We start from the raw sequence: 16940 nt of genomic DNA on the forward strand, positions 1-16940 counted from the left end.
GCCCAGTAGATTACCGGGTTCATGCCCTCAAGGTTGCCTAATTAAATAAAGTGTCTAACTTTTTGGGTTCACTTCACTATCGGAGAAGGCCTTTTTTTAATGGGAATATTATAATGTAAAATGTTGGATCATTATCATACGAAAAAGCGTGTTTGATCTTTTTATCAAAACACGCTTTTTCCATTTGTTATAAACTTTTTTTAAGTGAATGTTTAGCCAACAATTGTTATTGCCATCATTTAATTAATAACACGGACAGCCTTTACAAAACTAGGTCCCCAGTAAGAATTGTTAATGTTAGCGTAGGATACACCTTTAGATGTGGAAGCATTCAGCATTTGACCGTTTCCGGCATAAATTCCTACATGATTAATTACACCATCATTATTGGTATCGAAAAATACTAAATCCCCTTTTTGAAGGGCTTTCAGAGATACAGCCGTACCAGCCTGTGATTGTGCCACTGAATTTCGAGGCAAGGAAATACCTGCATTTTGGAAAGCTCTTAATGTGAATGAAGAGCAATCAAATATGTCAGTACGTGAAGTGCTCGCACCGTAAACATACTTAGCTCCTAGGTATCTTGCGCCGGCAGCCAAAACTTGATCCACTTTGGAAGAATAAGTCAATTTGGACGGTTTTTTAGTTGCAGATGAAGATACTGATGCTTTCCCGGAAACACGGATGGATTGGCCTATACGAATACGATCTGAATTAGAAATATTAGGGTTTATTTTAAGTAAGGCACTAAGGGAAAGGTTATATCTGTTAGCGATGGTCGATAAGGAATCCCCTAGTTTAACCACATAAGTTTCTGTTGTATTTTTACTATTGTTCGTATAGTTGTTAAGGGTATTAACCTTCAAAACTTGACCGGGAAAAATAAGAGTACTAGTCAAACGGTTTTCAGACTTTAATTGTTGGATAGTCATATTATTGACTCTAGCAATTTTGCCCAGGGTGTCCCCTGATTTGACTGTGTATGTATCACTTGAATTACTGTTTTTAGCCGTAGTGCTAGATGCAGGAGCTTGTCCGGAAACACGGATGGATTGTCCAATATAAATACGATCCGAATTAGAAATATTAGGGTTTAATTTAAGCAAGGCACTAAGGGAAAGGTTATATTTTTTAGCAATTTTAGATAAAGTATCCCCTAGTTTAACCACATATTTTCCGGTTTTGTCTATATTTTTATCCGTTTGCATGTTAAGGCTATTGACCTTCAAGACCTGGCCGGGAAAAATAAGGGCACTGGTCAAATGGTTTTGAGATTTTAACTCTTGGACAGTTGTATTATTAGCTTTAGAAATTTTATCAAGGGTGTCCCCTGATTTGACTTGATAAGAACCAGCATAAGCAGAATTTCCTGCCACAAGGGTACCTATTATAGTTCCTGCAAGAATAAAAGAGTTTTTCGAATTGTTCATTTAGGAAAGTTCCTCCTGATGTGGTAAAAAAATATGTAGCATCTATATTATAAGGCTATGAAATATAAAAAACATGACAATATAAAAAAAATTCATTCAGAAAATAAATGAAATTCGCCTTTTCAGGTTATCCTGTTACAGGTAAATATAGTCTGGTCACCTCGAGTGGGATTCAAGTGCAATGAAATAGGGCACATTCAGATTATATTAATTGCAGAAAGTAGGTTGGGATGGTTCAAAGATAGTTTCAAAAATACAGGGTTTGGCCGTAGAAATGGATAACAAGTCTCCTTGAAATTCATTACATAAAATGGAGGTTTGGGGTCGGGTAATTAAAAAGAAAGGTAAGAATACATCTCCTTACCTTTCCTTGATTAATTTTTTAATATTGTCTATAAACGTAGGGATCATCAGGTGCAACGATTTTGCTATGTGATGATACTTTGAGTATTGGAATGGTTTTTTTAAATGGCTGATAATAAATGGATTCCAATTCACCCGTCACGGAATACCACTCATCATTTTTAGGATGCATTCCTTCAGGAAGTTCGATCAGCATACCGAATACCCCAGAGTCTGCGACACAGTGAATGACCCCAAAACGAAACAGGAATACCTGGTTTTTGGCTAGCTCATCTGAATTGTACGAAAATCCGGTTAACGTTATTTGTTTGCCGGCGAACTTTCCAGGGGAGTAATAGATGGCTTCTAAATCGGTAAGATAGTTTTTGTCGGTTAAATGAAGACTATCATGATCAGCCAAGCTTTTGAGCGAGTGATCCATTAAAGTTAAATAATCATCCTTGCCATAATAAAGACTCGTATCCGGCTGCAGAAATTGATGCTGGCTATATTCATCTGTGTCATCATACACGGGGAAATGAAATCCTTTTTTTTCTACGATATTGGAGTCCATTGTGGCAACAGGCAAAAAGAGGCCGGTTAAAATGGGAATTAAAAATAGCGTGTAAGTAAGGTTTTTTTTCCATTTCTTGTTTTCCTGGGAGTGATCATGCCCGCACTGACAATCCTCACACTCTTCTTGATTTCCTTCTTTAATATATATATAAGATCCCATTAAAGTGAAAATAGCCAGTATATAGATAGCAATCTGTGAAACGTAAGAATATTCCATATTAATGTATTTTGATATATTCCCTGAGGCGTGTAGATGCATGAATAAAAATGTAAGTCCAAGTAATATGAATAATCTTCCCATATAAAACACCCTCTTTAAGAAATAAACAATAAAGTTAAACCAAGGACGGAAATAAATATATAAGCCATCAAACATAAAACAAATTTTGTTTTGAATGTACCTAAAAGCATGATCGTATTTTTAATATCAAACATGGCCCCAAATACAAGAAAAGCAACTAGTGAAGAGGGCGAGAAGGTACTTCTAAAAGAACTTGCAACAAAGGCGTCTGCTTGGGAGCACAAGGACATGACATAAGACAAAGCCATCATGACTACATTCCCGGGTAATTTACCTTGACCAATTTCTAGCAATAGGGATGTTTTCAAAAAGGTTTGAATGGCAGCTGCCAGAAGTGCACCAATGATCAGGTACTTTCCAACAGAAAAGAACTCTTCAATCGAGTGTTTAAACATCCCCGTTATCTTGTCTTTAAATGTATGTTTTTTGTGATGTGTATGTTCGATATGTTCCTGTTTAAGCTGATTTGTCTTAAATTGAAAAGATAGGATGCATGCAATGATCAAGACGACCAACAATGCAATTCCACCACGATAGAAAACCATGCTCCAGCTATTACCAAACGCAATATAGGTGGAAAACAGGACGATCGGATTCAGAATAGGCGCAGAAAGCATAAAGGCAATGGCCGCTGAAAGAGGAACCCCTTTAGCAATCAAACGGCGGGTAATCGGGACGATCCCGCACTCACATGCAAGAAAAAAGACCCCTGCACCTATTGCGAATAGCACTGATAAGATCGGATTTTTTGGTATAACCCTTGCGATCATCTCTTCTGACACAAACATTTGGATGATTCCAGATATAAGGACTCCCAGTAGAATGAAGGGAAGGGATTCAATTAGGATACTAATAAAAATTGTATTCATTTGCAATAGGGCCTGAACGTTCATCATAAACCACCTTCCATGTTGCTGACTTAACTATATTAGTTTCGTAATATAAGGAAGTCAATTATTTATTACTAATGTAATAGGCTGGAAGTTTAATGTTTAGGTAAATATTGTAAAATGATTTAATTGTAATGTAACGAATTATTTTGAAAGAAGAAAAGAAAGGGAAAAAGGAGACGGAATTGTGACAAGTTATTAGTTGTCACTAATAAAAGAAGGATTAGTAATTACTTCAACTAACACTTTGTTCCTTGTGTCTTCGATGGACTCTACATACATTCACAGTGCTTTCGTCCACGACTTTTTGAAATGGACTTCGAGATGCGGAGTCCATTATTTTTTCGGCCTTTCCCCGTCGCCCATTAATCAGTCAGTCTGGGAAAGAACCCCTGGACTGGTGGAAATTACCACCTTCTTGGTAATTTCGATTGTCTTTTACTAAGCAGTTATTTCTTATGGACATAGAAAAAAATCCCCACAAAGTGTTTGTGAAACATCCACAGAATACCTGTAGCCTTTTTCACCGTTCACTTAGAGGAGATATCATCACCGTGATTTTCCCTATCATCCTTTTTTAATTAGGTTTTTGCGAGAGATAAACGGATTGTCGGTAACCCAAAAACGCCACGGATAATCTTTTGCTTCCCCGGAGTTATCAATTCCGACGCGGGGCCCGCTAGAAATGTGTTCGGGTTGCTTTCCGGCAGCAAGATATAGAGGAGGATCAGTAAAGGACCGACCATAATCAGCCATGGTGATGCCAAGTGCCTTGGTTAGCTTTCCAGGTCCATCCGTCCATTTACGTATATCGGCTATTCCGCGTCTTTCCTGCATTAACTCAAGCCCTGAATAGGGTTCCAAAGCGCGAATCAAAATGGCCTCCGGATTTTCAGGCCCGCCGCTTACAACATTGACCAGTGTATGTGTGTGCATGACGTATGTATAAATTAAACCGGACTCACCGAACATCACTTCCGTCCGTTTAGTCCTTCTATTTCCAAAACTATGTGCGGCCCTGTCCACCGGTCCCATATAAGCCTCTGTTTCAACAATGAATCCAGAAGCGGTTCCATCCGCAGTTTCTTTTACAATCAGGCAGCCAAGCAGGGATTTTGCCAGTTCAAGCGTAGGCTGATTATAAAAATCCGCAGGCAAAATTGAATGGTTTATCTTGTTCATAGTATCACTCCATTTAGTCTCTTACAGGTAAATTTCCCTTATCGATGAAAAAGAAACATAGGAATGCGGGAATTAAAAAGGCCGGCTGATATAATCAGCCGGTCCAGAGCATATTTTTAACCTATTTCCTTTTCGGTTTCTTGATCTCTTTTTATTCGGCCCGAACCCACGGAAAGTGCCACTAATATTCCGGCGGAAACAAAAAAGATACCTGTGACGAAAACACTGGAAAATGCACCGATCCAAGCATTTTCAATCGTTTTTATAAGGATATTACTGACTTCCGCCGGCATTTTAAGGTTTTCAGGATAAAGCATGATGTTGAATAACTTATCCGTTTTATCGGCTAGTGCTTTCAATGCCTCATGCAATACAGGGTTCTTTTGGCTTACGACCGCATCATCCATATTTTGCTGGAGATTATGATTCATGACGGCATTCAAAACCGTGATGCCCATCGTTCCTCCTATTGATCGGAAGAAGGTCGAAGCCGCTGTAACCGACCCTAGCTGTGATTTTGGAAATTCATTTTGAACGGCAATCATCAATGTCGGCATGACAAGACCCATGCCGATCCCAAGGATAGCCATGAATGAGTACGCAGTGAATATGGTCGTACTGCCGTCCATCGTACTCATTAGGAAGAAGCCTAGCGTCGCAATGGCCATTCCATAGGTAAGCACTGTTCGAAAACGGAATTTCAACAGTAACCGCCCGCCAACGACGCTGGAAAGAATCAAACCGATCATCATCGGAGTCATTGTCGACCCCGCTTTCGTTGGTGAAACTCCCAGTACGCCTTGCATGAACAGCGGGACGAACATGATTGCCCCGAACATCCCGAGGCCCAGCAGGAATCCCAAAATACTTGTGGTGGCAAAAACTCTATTTTTAAAAAGAGATAAATCAAGAATCGGTTCAACTGCTTTTCTTTCAAAAAAGATGAATAGAGTAATGAAGACAATGGTGCTGCCGAAAATCAAGAGAGATTCCAGTGATATCCATTCGAACTTATCACCACCGAAGGTCAAGCCAAGCAGTAAGAGGACAATACCAGGAATCAAGGTGAAAATGCCTAGATAATCGATGTTCACTTTCTCTGATTTTCGTATGCCTTCATGTTTCAACCCGACATAAATCAATATGGCAGATAGTAAGCCCGTCGGTACATTGATCAAAAATATCCAATGCCAGCTGATATGGTCAACGATCAGGCCGCCCAAAAAAGGACCAATGACAGAACTTAAACCAAAAAGGGCTCCAAATACACCCTGCCATTTGGCCCTTTGTTCCGCAGAGAATATATCGCCGATTATCGTTTGGGACAAGGGCATGATCATTCCGCCGCCGAGTCCCTGCAGACCCCTGTAGATGATCAATTGTTCCATCGAAGTGGCAGTGGCACATAAAAACGAACCGATCGTAAAAATGATCGTACCAAGCAGATAAAGGGAACGTCTGCCATATAAGTCAGATAGCTTTCCAACAATCGGTACAACTGTCGTTGAGGCTATTAAATACGCAGTCGTTACCCATGCAAAGATGGTAAAACCATTCAATTGGCCGATTATCGTCGGCATTGCCGTCCCGACAATCGTCTGTTCCAATGAACTGAAAAACATTCCAATGATCAATCCTGCTAAGACAAGCTTGGTATTAACCACTTTTTTCTCAATTTGCATACTATTTCTCCATTCCTTAATCTATATTCCTTTATTAGGTTGTGACTGGTAGGTCAAAATTATAAATCTGAAGTGACCAATTAGTCAACATTTTTTTTCGCAAAAAATGTTGCATGAAGGAGTGAGTTCTTAAAGGTAAAGGTAGTTTCATTCATATCATCTTAGTAATTCGACCAGAAACCACTAAATCCTTCCTGATTAATACCCGCAAGCGTGTTTCCATTTACCATATCCGATATAATAAGAATGAATATAGATGAACTTATGATTGGAAGTGTAAGATATGAATAAAAAAATCGGGTTTATTGGATGCGGTAAAATGGGGGAAGCAATGCTTGAGGGCATGTTGCATGCAGAGGTCATTTCCCCTGATGGAATCATGGTCAGTACAGCGAGTGTCGAAACTAAAACTAAAATCACCATGAAATATAAGGTTAAAGGAACTTTGGAGAATAAAGAGGTTGCCGGTTTTGCTGATTTTCTGTTTCTAGGGATTCAACCTTCCATGCATAAGCAGGTGCTTGAAGAAGTCAAGAACCATGTGAAAGATGACGCTGTGATCATTACAATGGCAGCTGGAATCACTATTTCCCTAGTTGAGAATATCTTCGGGAAAAGAGTGAAGGTTGTCCGGACGATGCCAAACATCCCTTCGCTTGTCGGTGAAGGCATGACGGCTATGAGCATTAATGATGAAATTACGGATGCTGATATAGAGGATGTGACTGCACTGCTGAATAGCTTCGGTAAAACGGAAATCCTGCATGAAGATTTGATGGATGCAGTACCAGCCATCAGCGGTTCTTCACCTGCTTATGTATACATGTTCATCGAAGCACTAGCAGATGGAGGGGTCCGTGATGGCATACCAAGGAAACAAGCATACCGAATGGCAGCACAAGCTGTAATGGGAGCTGCTAAAATGGTACTTGAAACGGAAAGACATCCAGCCTCATTAAAGGATGATGTCTGCACCCCGGGTGGTTCAACGATATCCGCAGTAGCGTCTTTAGAGAAGAATCAGTTTAGATCCAGCATTTTGCAAGCAATGAAGGCCTGTACGGATAAAACGAAAGGGTTCGGCAAGTAAGGAAGGATGGATTGCCTCCAAGCGGGCAATCTCCTTTTTTGTACATTATTATCAGAATGTTTAGTGAAAAAGAGGGGGATGCAGAATGAATGGCTATATAGAGGATCTAAGGAAGATACTGACGGAAGAACAAGTCACGGTGAATGAGACTTTATTGGAACAGCATAGCCATGACGAATCATATCATACTCCGCATTTACCGGATATGGTCATATACCCAAGAGATACTGCGGAAGTCAGTGCAGTCGTGCGTTATGCGAATGAGCATGAAATACCGGTCATTCCATTTGGATTAGGATCAAGTTTGGAGGGGCATGTAGTTCCGGTCAAAGGAGGGATTTCCCTGGATTTGTCCTTGATGAATCAAGTATTGGAAATCAGGGAAAATGATTTCCTTGTGAAGGTTCAACCAGGTGTGACAAGGACGCAGCTCAATAAAGAATTAAAAAAATACGGTTTGTTCTTTTCCGTCGATCCTGGCGCCGATGCAACAATGGGAGGGATGGCAGCTACGAATGCAAGTGGGACGACATCGGTCAAATATGGGATTATGCGTGATCAAGTCAGGAATCTGGAAGTGGTTTTAGCAAACGGTGAAGTGATCCATACCGGAAGTTTAGCGACAAAATCATCTTCAGGCATTCATTTGAATGGCTTGTTTGTCGGCTCGGAAGGTACGCTAGGTGTATTTACTGAACTGACATTAAAGGTATACGGCATTCCTGAAGTCACCATGGCAGGAAGAGCCTCATTTCCAACCGTGGAACAGGCCGTATTTGCGGTTAATGGAATCATGCTTGCTGGAATCCCGATTGCACGAATTGAATTGGTTGATGCCGAGTCCATAAAAAAAGTTAATCAATTCATGGACAAATCCTATGATGTCAAACCAACTTTATTCCTCGAGTTTCATGGTAATTTTGCCGGACTGGAACAGGACATCAAGTTTGCCAAGGAAATCGTAAGTGATTTTGGAAGTGGGGATATCAAGTTTGAAACGGATTCAAAAGCAAGGAATGCTTTATGGGAAGCCCGCCATAATCTCGCGTACGCATTCATTCACAGTGCCCCTGGAAAGAAACTTATGGTGACCGACGTAAGTGTGCCACTTACTGAATTATCGAATGCCATATTGGATACAAGGGAGAAAGTCGAACAATCAAAAGTGGAGGGAGCGATTGTAGGACATGTAGGTGACGGGAATTATCATGTGTTGTTCATGATTGATCTAAATAATCCTGAGGAAATTAATGAAGCGAAGAGGTTAAATGAAGAAATCGTTGAATATGCTTTAACGAAAGGCGGTACATGTACTGGTGAACATGGGGTCGGCCTTGGAAAATCAAAGTATCAGCGAAGGGAACATGGCGCAGCTTACGAAGTGATGAAAACCATCAAACAGGCATTGGACCCTATAGGAATAATGAATCCTGGGAAAATTTTCGCGGATTAGAAATGGTCTATTATGGTAGATTAGTATAATATTACTCTTAATTTGTGAAAGGGCAGGAAAATCCAACTTATTAAAAGTTTGTACGAAGAGGGACATCTTCAAGGGATTCCCGTCCAAAAAAATAAGAGTCCAGACACGATGTGTGTCTGGACTCTTATTTTTTATTAAGCGTTAATGTTATTTGGGTTTAAGGCGTTTTCAACACTTACGTAATTGTAGCCTAGGTCTGTCGCAACTGCTTCGAACGTGATTTCACCGTTTGCCACGTTGACGCCTTTTGCAAGTGCGTCATTTTCAAGGATCGCTTTGATTGCGCCTTTGTTTGCGATTTGCAGTGCAAATGGTACTGTTACGTTAGTTAAAGCTACTGTAGAGGTTTGTGGCACCGCTCCTGGCATATTCGCTACTGCGTAATGCACTACTCCATGTTTAACATAGGTAGGGTTATCATGTGTTGTTATGTGGTCAACCGTTTCAAAGATACCGCCTTGATCGATTGCAACATCGACAATGACTGAACCTGGGGACATCGATTTAACCATTTCTTCTGTAACGAGTTTAGGAGCTTTAGCACCTGGAATCAATACAGCACCGATTACTAAATCAGCATCTTTGACTGCTTCTGCAATATTATAAGGATTGGAGATGAGTGTAGTGAGTTCATTTCCGAAAATATCATCAAGTTGACGAAGGCGGTCAGGGCTTAAGTCAAGAATGGTAACATCTGCGCCTAATCCAATAGCGATTTTAGCTGCATTCGTTCCAACCATACCTCCGCCGACAACAGCGACTTTACCACGTTTCACTCCAGGAACTCCGCTTAAGAGAATTCCTTTGCCACCGTTATTTTTTTCAAGGAACTGAGCACCGATTTGTGCAGCCATGCGTCCAGCCACTTCACTCATTGGTGTCAATAAAGGAAGTGTGCGGTTCACTGCAACTGTTTCATAAGCAATGGCCAAGACACCGCTTTCTTTTAGGGCCTGAGCTAGTGCCGGTTCAGCCGCAAGATGCAAATATGTGAAAAGGATTAAATCCTTTCGGAAATATTTATATTCAGATGAGATAGGTTCTTTTACTTTCATGATCATTTCTGTGCTTGACCAAACGCTTGCAGCGTCCTCGACTATTACTGCGCCAGCTTCTTGGTATGATTCATTTGTAAAACTGCTTCCTAGACCTGCGTTCATTTCGATTAATACTTCATGCCCCGCATTGACTAATGCTACAACCCCAGCTGGAGTGATAGCTACACGGTTTTCATTGTTTTTAATCTCTTTTGGAATTCCTATTCTCATCTTAATCCCTCCAATAATATGTGTTTTACTATTTGTATCTCAAGTATAGTTGGAAAAAGAAACAGTTAGTATGTGGAAATCAGAAAAATGAAAAAGGTGTATTTGTGGAATTCCACAAATGCAGTTTCAATATAGATGGACTTACCAGGACCAAGGCACTTGATTCATATCATAAACGTGTGAAGATATAACGCTGAATTCTAATTCTTTGCTATAGGCTCTTGAATGCGCTCTAAAATCCGTCTTTTCTTATAAAGCATGATTCCCGTATCGGCCATATCGGCAATCATGGAACGATTGGTCAGGGCACCAAAGATAATTCCAGCAACCGGAACCATTTGCAGAAGCTTTTTCCAGCCAAACTGATCACGGTATGTATAAACGACTTCTCGCCATCCTTGCAGCTCGGATGCTATTTCCCTTTTTGATTCTGAATCAGGCAGGTTCATTTTCGACAATTCATTTAATAGGGCCTTTTTGCCGACAACATCCGAAGCTGTGAACTGCAGACATTTGACTATGAAAATACGCTCTTGACGGTCACTGGGATTGAAGCCATAAGTGATGGCGATATCCTGAAGTGTTTTGATCGACATACCGAGAAGAAGGGGGATGTCGATAGCTATGGTGAAGATTCCACCAATACCGGTAGTGGCGCCTTGAACCGTTGCCAATTTGCTGCCTGAATTTTTAATTTCTTGACTAACGCTATCCATGATATGGAGGGGGATGCCTGAAACATCTTCCAGGGCAGTAATATTCACCTCGGGATTCTTGGCCTTTAGCTTACTTAGAATATGAGCTTCTTTCGTTAGATATTTTCCGCCGTTCTGAATGTAGCTGCCGATTTCATCAAGCATGACACCCAATTTTTTCTGAATGAAATCCGGTGTCAATTTGTCCAATAGTTTGAAGGGGATTCGCCCAATCCGTTCCCAAAACCATAGCCCTTTCTGATCCTTTTCCCACTTTTCTATGATCTTTAATTCTTTTTCAAGTTCTTCTTTTGTTTCAAGTTTCATATGATCAACCTTTCATCACACTTCTAGTATTCCATATCAAGGAATATATCATTGATTTTTCTTGAAAAATTCATCATATTGTTTAAGTTTTATGTTAAGAAACAGGGACATTTTTTGAATGGGATCTTTTAACCGGATGTTTCCCACTTCTGAGATTCGTTTTAATCGGTAATTCAATGTATTCACATGGATATGAAGATTTCTAGAAGCTTCATTTGGGTTGCAGTCTTTCTCTAGGTAGACAGTGAGTGTCTGCAGCAATTCCGTCTGGTTTTTCATGTCGTATGCTTTTAGCTTCAATATGGAAGGATGAACATGACGCTGTTTGTTGCTTGCGAGCGCTTCAATCATTTGAAACATGCCAAGTTCTTCATAATGTAAAATGAGCTTCATGTCATCAGGGAAAATATTCTTCATTTTCAGGGTGTATTGTGCTTCTTCGTAACTTGATTTAACATCCATTAAGTTTTTATACATATTGCCAGCCGTTCCAAGGATATGCTCAACACCGAAACGTCGTTTCATTTCCAGTATGAAAAAAGGAATGAAATCATATATAGATGCAGAAAAAGAAGGGCTGTTTTCCTGGTTGGCTCCTGCGAAAAGAATGAGCTTGTTATGGTCAATGGCAAATAAGGAACTGTTTATCTTTTGCGTAGTCGTTAACATGTATGAAATGTAGCGTTCCACTTCGCGATTGATCTCTTTAGGAAATTCGAATACTAAAATGGAAAAAACCACGGGAACATGGATGGAGAATTTCGTGAAATTTTCATTTATTTCAGATTCTTCTTGGTAGTGCCCAGTCAACATGCGCCAAAGGAATTCTTGATGCCCAGCTTCTTTCCTTTTCTTTTTCAATTGCAATTGCTGTAATTGGTTTTTCGCTTCCTTGGCAGCCAATTGCAGGAATTTCATATCCTCTTCGGAGAAAGGTTCATTGACTTCCAAGGCCCAAATGAAGCCAAGGACTTCATTATTTTTCCGAATGGAAACGGCAGCCCTGTTACCAAGACCAACATCATTGATTGCCCCTATTTTAATGGGTGCATCCTCTTTCAATAAAGCTGGGATGAAACCATCTTTCCATAAACTGTTGATGACCTTTTCAGGTACACGTCTTCCGATAATGGTCATTATACGAGCCTGATCCGTAGTATCATCATGTGTGCTATATGCAAGTAAGCGGTGGTTACCGTCCTCGATTGTAATGGGGCAACCTAAAACAGAACTGATTCTATCGGCAAACTCCATCATATCTCCATAAAGGTCTTTAAAAATATCTCTATTTTTTTCGAATTCCTTCATATCTATTTTGCCCCTCGCTTAAAAAAATTCCTTCTCCTTGAATTTTATACGATTTCTTATGAATAAGCATAGATAAATCCTTAAATTACAAGATGCTTTTTTTGATGAAAACAGAAAATCCCTCCCGATGTGAACCGGAAGGGATTTTTTTAAATTAGAATAGGAAATTAATCAAAAGATAAATCAAACCTGCTAATGTTGCCGAGATGGGAATGGTAATGAACCAAGTGATGATCATTCTTTTAGCCGTTCCCCATTTTACGCCCTTTACACGATGGGCCGATCCAACTCCAAGGATTGAAGATGAAATGACATGGGTGGTACTGACCGGCATGTGTATTATGGTCGCGCCGAAAATGATAAAGGCTCCGGTTAGATCCGCAGCAACACCATTGACTGGACGGATCTTCATAATTTTGCCGCCTACGGTTTTAATGATTTTCCATCCGCCAACGGAAGTTCCAAGTCCCATTGCTACCGCACAGGAAAATTGAACCCAGAAGGGGATTTCTGAACTTGTTGCATAACCATTTGCAATAAGGGCCATCGTGATGATACCCATCGCTTTTTGAGCGTCGTTCGTTCCGTGGGTATACGATTGAAGTGCTGCAGTAGCAATCTGTATAGTACGGAACCTTTGGTTTGTTTTTGTCAGGTTATTGTTTTTAAAGACGACTTTAAAGATGCTGTAAACGATAAACCCGATTGCAAAAGCAATTAACGGGGAGAAGATCAAAGCTTGAAGAATTTTCAAGAATCCTTCCCATTTAATGCCGGCGAATCCTGCTGCAGCAATTGCAGCACCTGCAATCGAACCGATCAATGCGTGGGAGGAACTGCTTGGTATTCCGTAATACCAGGTAAGAAGATTCCATATGATAGCGGCGAGCAGAGCTGCCAATATTACATATGAACCATTCGGAAGCGTGAACGGATCCACGATATCCTTCGTTATTGTCTTCGCCACTCCAGTAAATGTCATGGCTCCGACGAAATTCATGATGGCCGCCATGATGATGGCATGCCGAGGCTTCATGGCCTTTGTTGAAACAGCAGTCGCTATTGCATTGGCTGTATCATGGAAACCATTGATGAAATCAAATGCTAAAGCAAAGAAAACGATTAATATTGTTAAAATTAATAAAGTATCCATTTATTGGGGTACTCCTTAGGCGTTTTTCATTATGATTGTTTCAAGGGTATTGGCCACTGCTTGACAATGATCGGCGATGTCTTCAAGGCTTTCGTAAATTTCTTTATATTGAATGATCCTGATTGGATCTTTTTCTACGGTAAACAAGTTTTTGATCGATTGACGTTGGATTCCGTCACAAACGGATTCAAGATCTTTAATTTTGATTGCATTTTCACGAATCATTGGCAATTTTTTTGTGGAAAGTGTATCGACAGCTATTGCAATCTCATATGTACACTCTTTGATTGCATCCACAAACTTAAGCATATACTCATCTGCATTGACAATTGAGTACATTTCGAATAATGCGGCACAGTGTTCCAAACCGTCTATGACATCATCCATTCTCATGGTTAATTCAAGGATATCCTCGCGCTCGATAGGAGTGATGAAGGCATTGTTCAGCTCTTTAATCACGTTATGAACCATTGAATCGCCTTTATGCTCATAGTCTTTCATCGTATCTGAAAATACTTTTAGATCGGAGATGTTTTTCAGTTTATAATCTGCGAAATAGTCAGCACCTTCTTTAAGGTTTTGAGCGATGTTGAAAAGCATTACTGCGAATTTGTCTTTTTTTGATTTAAAAGCCATGTTAAAGCCTCCCAATTAGTCATGCAAATTTGCGCACTTTTAGTCGTACGCTTAGTATTAACAAATTGATTGTAACGAATTCATGTAGTTTCAGGGAAGGTTTTTCGACGAAAATTTACAAAATCTTAATAAAACTTTACATACAAAAACAAGGATAAGTAAAAAATGGTAAACAGTTACACTTGCAAGCGTAGAAAAAAGCCTTTCCGATATGGAAAGACTCAAGAGTTTATAAAAATAAAGCAATGAAATAATATATAATTCCAGCTAATGAAGCGGAAATCGGCAAGGTGATGAACCAAGTGATCAACATGCTTTTAGCTGTTCCCCATTTTACCCCTTTAATGCGGTGTGCAGAACCGACCCCAAGTATGGAAGAGGAAATGACATGTGTCGTACTGACCGGCATATGCAGGAAGGTGGCACCAAAAATGATGCCTGCACCAGTTATATCTGCAGCAACCCCATTTACCGGCCGTATTTTCATGATTTTACCGCCAACCGTTTTGATGATTTTCCAGCCCCCGATTGATGTACCAAGCGCCATGGCTATTGCGCAGGATAATTGTACCCAGAAAGGAACTTCAGAGGTAGAGGCATATCCGTTAGCGATCAAAGCCATCGTGATGATACCCATGGATTTTTGAGCATCATTCGTTCCATGTGTATAAGACTGGATGGCGGCCGTGAGAATTTGTATTCTCCTGAATCGCTTATTGGTTTTTCCTAAATTATTATTTTTGAATACTACCTTGAAGATACTGTATACAATGAATCCAAGCGTAAAGGCAAGGATGGGGGATAGAATCAATGCCTGGACGATTTTAGTGAATCCACTCCATTTAATTGCATCGAAGCCACTCGCCACTATGGCAGCTCCCGCAATTGAACCAATGATTGCATGGGATGAACTGCTTGGAATGCCAAAATACCAAGTGATTAAATTCCATGTTATTGCCGAAAGAAGAGCAGCAAGGATAACATAAGAGCCATTGTTTAATGTGAAGGGATCAACGATATCCTTCGTAATGGTATGCGCTACACCAGTAAACGTCAGCGCTCCTAATAAATTCATGACCGCAGCCATGATGATTGCATGACGTGGTTTTAGAGCCTTGGTCGATACAGCTGTAGCGATGGCGTTAGCCGTATCATGGAAACCATTGATAAAGTCAAAGACCAAAGCAAAAATAATAATTAGCGCGGTTAAAATGAATATGCTATTCATACATGGAAGACTCCCTTAATTTCAAGTATGTAATGTAACTATGGATTGTGGCCAATAAATTGGCGCAAGACAGCTTGCGACTCCTCACTAATTAGAATGGAAGTTTTACGTTTGATTATTCTTTAAAGATGGCACCTTCTTTTTTACTTGGTTTAAAATCAACTATTCAATTGTAACGAATTTCATATCTATAAGGATAGAGGTTTCGTCATTTTTTTACAAAATATTTAATTTGGTAAAGGATTAAATAGGAAATTGTTCATTTTGTTATATATTAATGGATATTCAGGAGTTCATTTTCATTTTAGAAACCCGTTTAATCCAGAGGCTTTTGGTTAGAAATAGAAGGTGGGTGGATGTATAATTGGTAAATAAAAGTAAAGGGGGAATGACTGAATGATTACAAATATTGGGGAAATGATCACTTTACATAATGGAGTCCAAATGCCACAGTTGGGCTTCGGTGTATTTAAAGTTAAAAACGGCAATGAAACCGTTGAGTCCGTCAAGAAAGCGATCGAAGTAGGATATTGTGCAATTGATACGGCAGCCATTTATGGAAATGAAGAAGGAGTTGGACAGGCGATTCGGGAGTGCGGTGTGCCTCGTGAAAAATTGTTCATTACATCTAAAGTGTGGAATACGGAGCAAGGATACGAAACGACACTCAAGGCATTTGATGATAGTTTAAATCGTCTTGGCTTGGAATATTTGGATTTATACTTGATCCATTGGCCGGGTAAAGATAAATATCTGGAAACCTGGAAGGCACTGGAAAAGCTTTATAAGGATGGAAAAGTGAAATCAATCGGTGTAAGTAATTTCCATGTTCATCATTTGGAAAATTTACTTGCAAACAGTGAAGTGAAACCGGTCGTCAATCAAATCGAATTACATCCACTTTTGACTCAAGTAGAAATTCGTGAGTACTGTGCAAAACATGAAATCAAGGTAGAATCATGGAGCCCTCTAGGCAGAGGAAATCTTTTGGAAGAGCCGACAATTAATCATATAGCGAAGAAGCATGGGAAAAGTTCAGCACAAGTGTTAATTAGATGGCATTTGCAAAATGATCTCGTCGTAATACCTAAATCGATTACACCGTCCCGTATAGAGGAAAATGCACAGGTATTTGACTTTTCATTAAGCCTTAACGAAATGAATCAAATAGATGCCTTGAATAAAAATGAGCGGTTCGGAAGCAATCCAGATGAACTTTTGTTCTAAAGAACGTACTGCAAGAATGTTGCAAATGAAAGGAGGGTGTCCCGATTAAACTGTACCCTATGTAAAGGACAATTTTAAAAAAAGGTTAGGCTATCTCTAGAAGATGATCTCTGTATTGAACA

Annotated in this window: 14 protein-coding genes; 3 read left to right on the top strand and 11 right to left on the bottom strand. The window is 39.9% G+C overall.

The window, feature by feature from the left end:
• Positions 1 to 239: 239 nt before the first annotated feature.
• The 5 genes from ACFX4L_RS22765 to ACFX4L_RS22785 form a co-directional block, all read right to left on the bottom strand.
• A complete protein-coding gene (locus ACFX4L_RS22765) occupies positions 240 to 1430 on the bottom strand; it encodes a C40 family peptidase (RefSeq protein ID WP_377406294.1) in 1191 nt (396 codons plus the stop codon).
• Positions 1431 to 1812: 382 nt separating this feature from the next.
• Entirely contained in the window at positions 1813 to 2649 is an 837-nt protein-coding gene (locus tag ACFX4L_RS22770; protein ID WP_377386787.1) for a TIGR03943 family putative permease subunit, read from the bottom strand.
• Positions 2650 to 2663: 14 nt separating this feature from the next.
• Positions 2664 to 3545 carry a permease gene (locus ACFX4L_RS22775; RefSeq protein ID WP_377386785.1) on the bottom strand — a complete coding sequence of 294 codons (882 nt, stop codon included), beginning with the start codon at positions 3543 to 3545 and terminating at the stop codon, positions 2664 to 2666.
• 561 nt (positions 3546 to 4106) lie between these two features.
• On the bottom strand, positions 4107 to 4721 hold the full coding sequence (locus ACFX4L_RS22780) for a DNA-3-methyladenine glycosylase (protein WP_061461851.1): 615 nt from the start codon (positions 4719 to 4721) through the stop codon (positions 4107 to 4109).
• A 116-nt stretch (positions 4722 to 4837) separates the two neighbouring features.
• Positions 4838 to 6403, bottom strand: coding sequence for an MDR family MFS transporter (locus ACFX4L_RS22785; RefSeq protein ID WP_377386782.1), 1566 nt, complete (start codon positions 6401 to 6403; stop codon positions 4838 to 4840).
• Positions 6404 to 6686: 283 nt separating this feature from the next.
• On the opposite strand from ACFX4L_RS22785, the gene proC reads away from it, so the two are divergent.
• Both proC and ACFX4L_RS22795 read left to right on the top strand, forming a co-directional pair.
• Entirely contained in the window at positions 6687 to 7493 is an 807-nt protein-coding gene (proC, locus tag ACFX4L_RS22790; RefSeq protein WP_377406296.1) for a pyrroline-5-carboxylate reductase, read from the top strand.
• An 85-nt stretch (positions 7494 to 7578) separates the two neighbouring features.
• The gene (locus tag ACFX4L_RS22795; RefSeq protein ID WP_377386776.1) at positions 7579 to 8946 is read left to right on the top strand and encodes an FAD-binding oxidoreductase; all 1368 of its coding nucleotides are present in this window, start codon (positions 7579 to 7581) and stop codon (positions 8944 to 8946) included.
• 164 nt (positions 8947 to 9110) lie between these two features.
• On the opposite strand, the gene ald is transcribed toward ACFX4L_RS22795, so the two are convergent.
• The 6 genes from ald to ACFX4L_RS22825 all read right to left on the bottom strand — a co-directional run bounded on the left by ald (position 9111) and on the right by ACFX4L_RS22825 (position 15591).
• Positions 9111 to 10244 (bottom strand): alanine dehydrogenase, encoded by a 1134-nt coding sequence (gene ald, locus ACFX4L_RS22800; protein ID WP_061461855.1) that lies wholly within the window; start codon positions 10242 to 10244, stop codon positions 9111 to 9113.
• 200 nt (positions 10245 to 10444) lie between these two features.
• Positions 10445 to 11266: an EcsC family protein gene (locus ACFX4L_RS22805; protein ID WP_125163445.1), complete on the bottom strand. Its 822-nt coding sequence runs from the start codon at positions 11264 to 11266 to the stop codon at positions 10445 to 10447.
• A 48-nt stretch (positions 11267 to 11314) separates the two neighbouring features.
• Positions 11315 to 12574 carry a PucR family transcriptional regulator gene (locus tag ACFX4L_RS22810; RefSeq protein ID WP_377386773.1) on the bottom strand — a complete coding sequence of 420 codons (1260 nt, stop codon included), beginning with the start codon at positions 12572 to 12574 and terminating at the stop codon, positions 11315 to 11317.
• A 154-nt stretch (positions 12575 to 12728) separates the two neighbouring features.
• Positions 12729 to 13727, bottom strand: a complete 999-nt coding sequence (locus tag ACFX4L_RS22815) for an inorganic phosphate transporter (RefSeq protein ID WP_061461858.1) — start codon at positions 13725 to 13727, stop codon at positions 12729 to 12731.
• 15 nt (positions 13728 to 13742) lie between these two features.
• Complete coding sequence (locus tag ACFX4L_RS22820) at positions 13743 to 14363, bottom strand: DUF47 domain-containing protein (RefSeq protein ID WP_377386770.1); 621 nt, start codon at positions 14361 to 14363, stop codon at positions 13743 to 13745.
• Between the two features lie 229 nt (positions 14364 to 14592).
• Positions 14593 to 15591: an inorganic phosphate transporter gene (locus ACFX4L_RS22825; protein WP_061461860.1), complete on the bottom strand. Its 999-nt coding sequence runs from the start codon at positions 15589 to 15591 to the stop codon at positions 14593 to 14595.
• 396 nt (positions 15592 to 15987) lie between these two features.
• Here ACFX4L_RS22825 and ACFX4L_RS22830 point away from each other — a divergent pair, with 396 nt between their 5' ends.
• The gene (locus tag ACFX4L_RS22830) at positions 15988 to 16818 is read left to right on the top strand and encodes an aldo/keto reductase (protein ID WP_081108702.1); all 831 of its coding nucleotides are present in this window, start codon (positions 15988 to 15990) and stop codon (positions 16816 to 16818) included.
• Positions 16819 to 16940 lie beyond the last annotated feature (122 nt).

Source organism: Peribacillus sp. YIM B13482 (assembly GCF_042787975.1).
In the GTDB taxonomy this organism is placed as follows: domain Bacteria; phylum Bacillota; class Bacilli; order Bacillales; family DSM-1321; genus Peribacillus; species Peribacillus simplex_A.

Excerpts from the sequence above, each read along its gene's own strand:
- ACFX4L_RS22765 (WP_377406294.1), bottom strand. The coding sequence starts at position 1,430 with ATGAACAATTCGAAAAACTCTTTTATTCTTGCAGGAACTATAATAGGT.
- ACFX4L_RS22770 (WP_377386787.1), bottom strand. The coding sequence starts at position 2,649 with ATGGGAAGATTATTCATATTACTTGGACTTACATTTTTATTCATGCAT.
- ACFX4L_RS22775 (WP_377386785.1), bottom strand. The coding sequence starts at position 3,545 with ATGATGAACGTTCAGGCCCTATTGCAAATGAATACAATTTTTATTAGT.
- ACFX4L_RS22780 (WP_061461851.1), bottom strand. The coding sequence starts at position 4,721 with ATGAACAAGATAAACCATTCAATTTTGCCTGCGGATTTTTATAATCAG.
- ACFX4L_RS22785 (WP_377386782.1), bottom strand. The coding sequence starts at position 6,403 with ATGCAAATTGAGAAAAAAGTGGTTAATACCAAGCTTGTCTTAGCAGGA.
- proC (WP_377406296.1), top strand. The coding sequence starts at position 6,687 with ATGAATAAAAAAATCGGGTTTATTGGATGCGGTAAAATGGGGGAAGCA.
- ACFX4L_RS22795 (WP_377386776.1), top strand. The coding sequence starts at position 7,579 with ATGAATGGCTATATAGAGGATCTAAGGAAGATACTGACGGAAGAACAA.
- ald (WP_061461855.1), bottom strand. The coding sequence starts at position 10,244 with ATGAGAATAGGAATTCCAAAAGAGATTAAAAACAATGAAAACCGTGTA.
- ACFX4L_RS22805 (WP_125163445.1), bottom strand. The coding sequence starts at position 11,266 with ATGAAACTTGAAACAAAAGAAGAACTTGAAAAAGAATTAAAGATCATA.
- ACFX4L_RS22810 (WP_377386773.1), bottom strand. The coding sequence starts at position 12,574 with ATGAAGGAATTCGAAAAAAATAGAGATATTTTTAAAGACCTTTATGGA.
- ACFX4L_RS22815 (WP_061461858.1), bottom strand. The coding sequence starts at position 13,727 with ATGGATACTTTATTAATTTTAACAATATTAATCGTTTTCTTTGCTTTA.
- ACFX4L_RS22820 (WP_377386770.1), bottom strand. The coding sequence starts at position 14,363 with ATGGCTTTTAAATCAAAAAAAGACAAATTCGCAGTAATGCTTTTCAAC.
- ACFX4L_RS22825 (WP_061461860.1), bottom strand. The coding sequence starts at position 15,591 with ATGAATAGCATATTCATTTTAACCGCGCTAATTATTATTTTTGCTTTG.
- ACFX4L_RS22830 (WP_081108702.1), top strand. The coding sequence starts at position 15,988 with ATGATTACAAATATTGGGGAAATGATCACTTTACATAATGGAGTCCAA.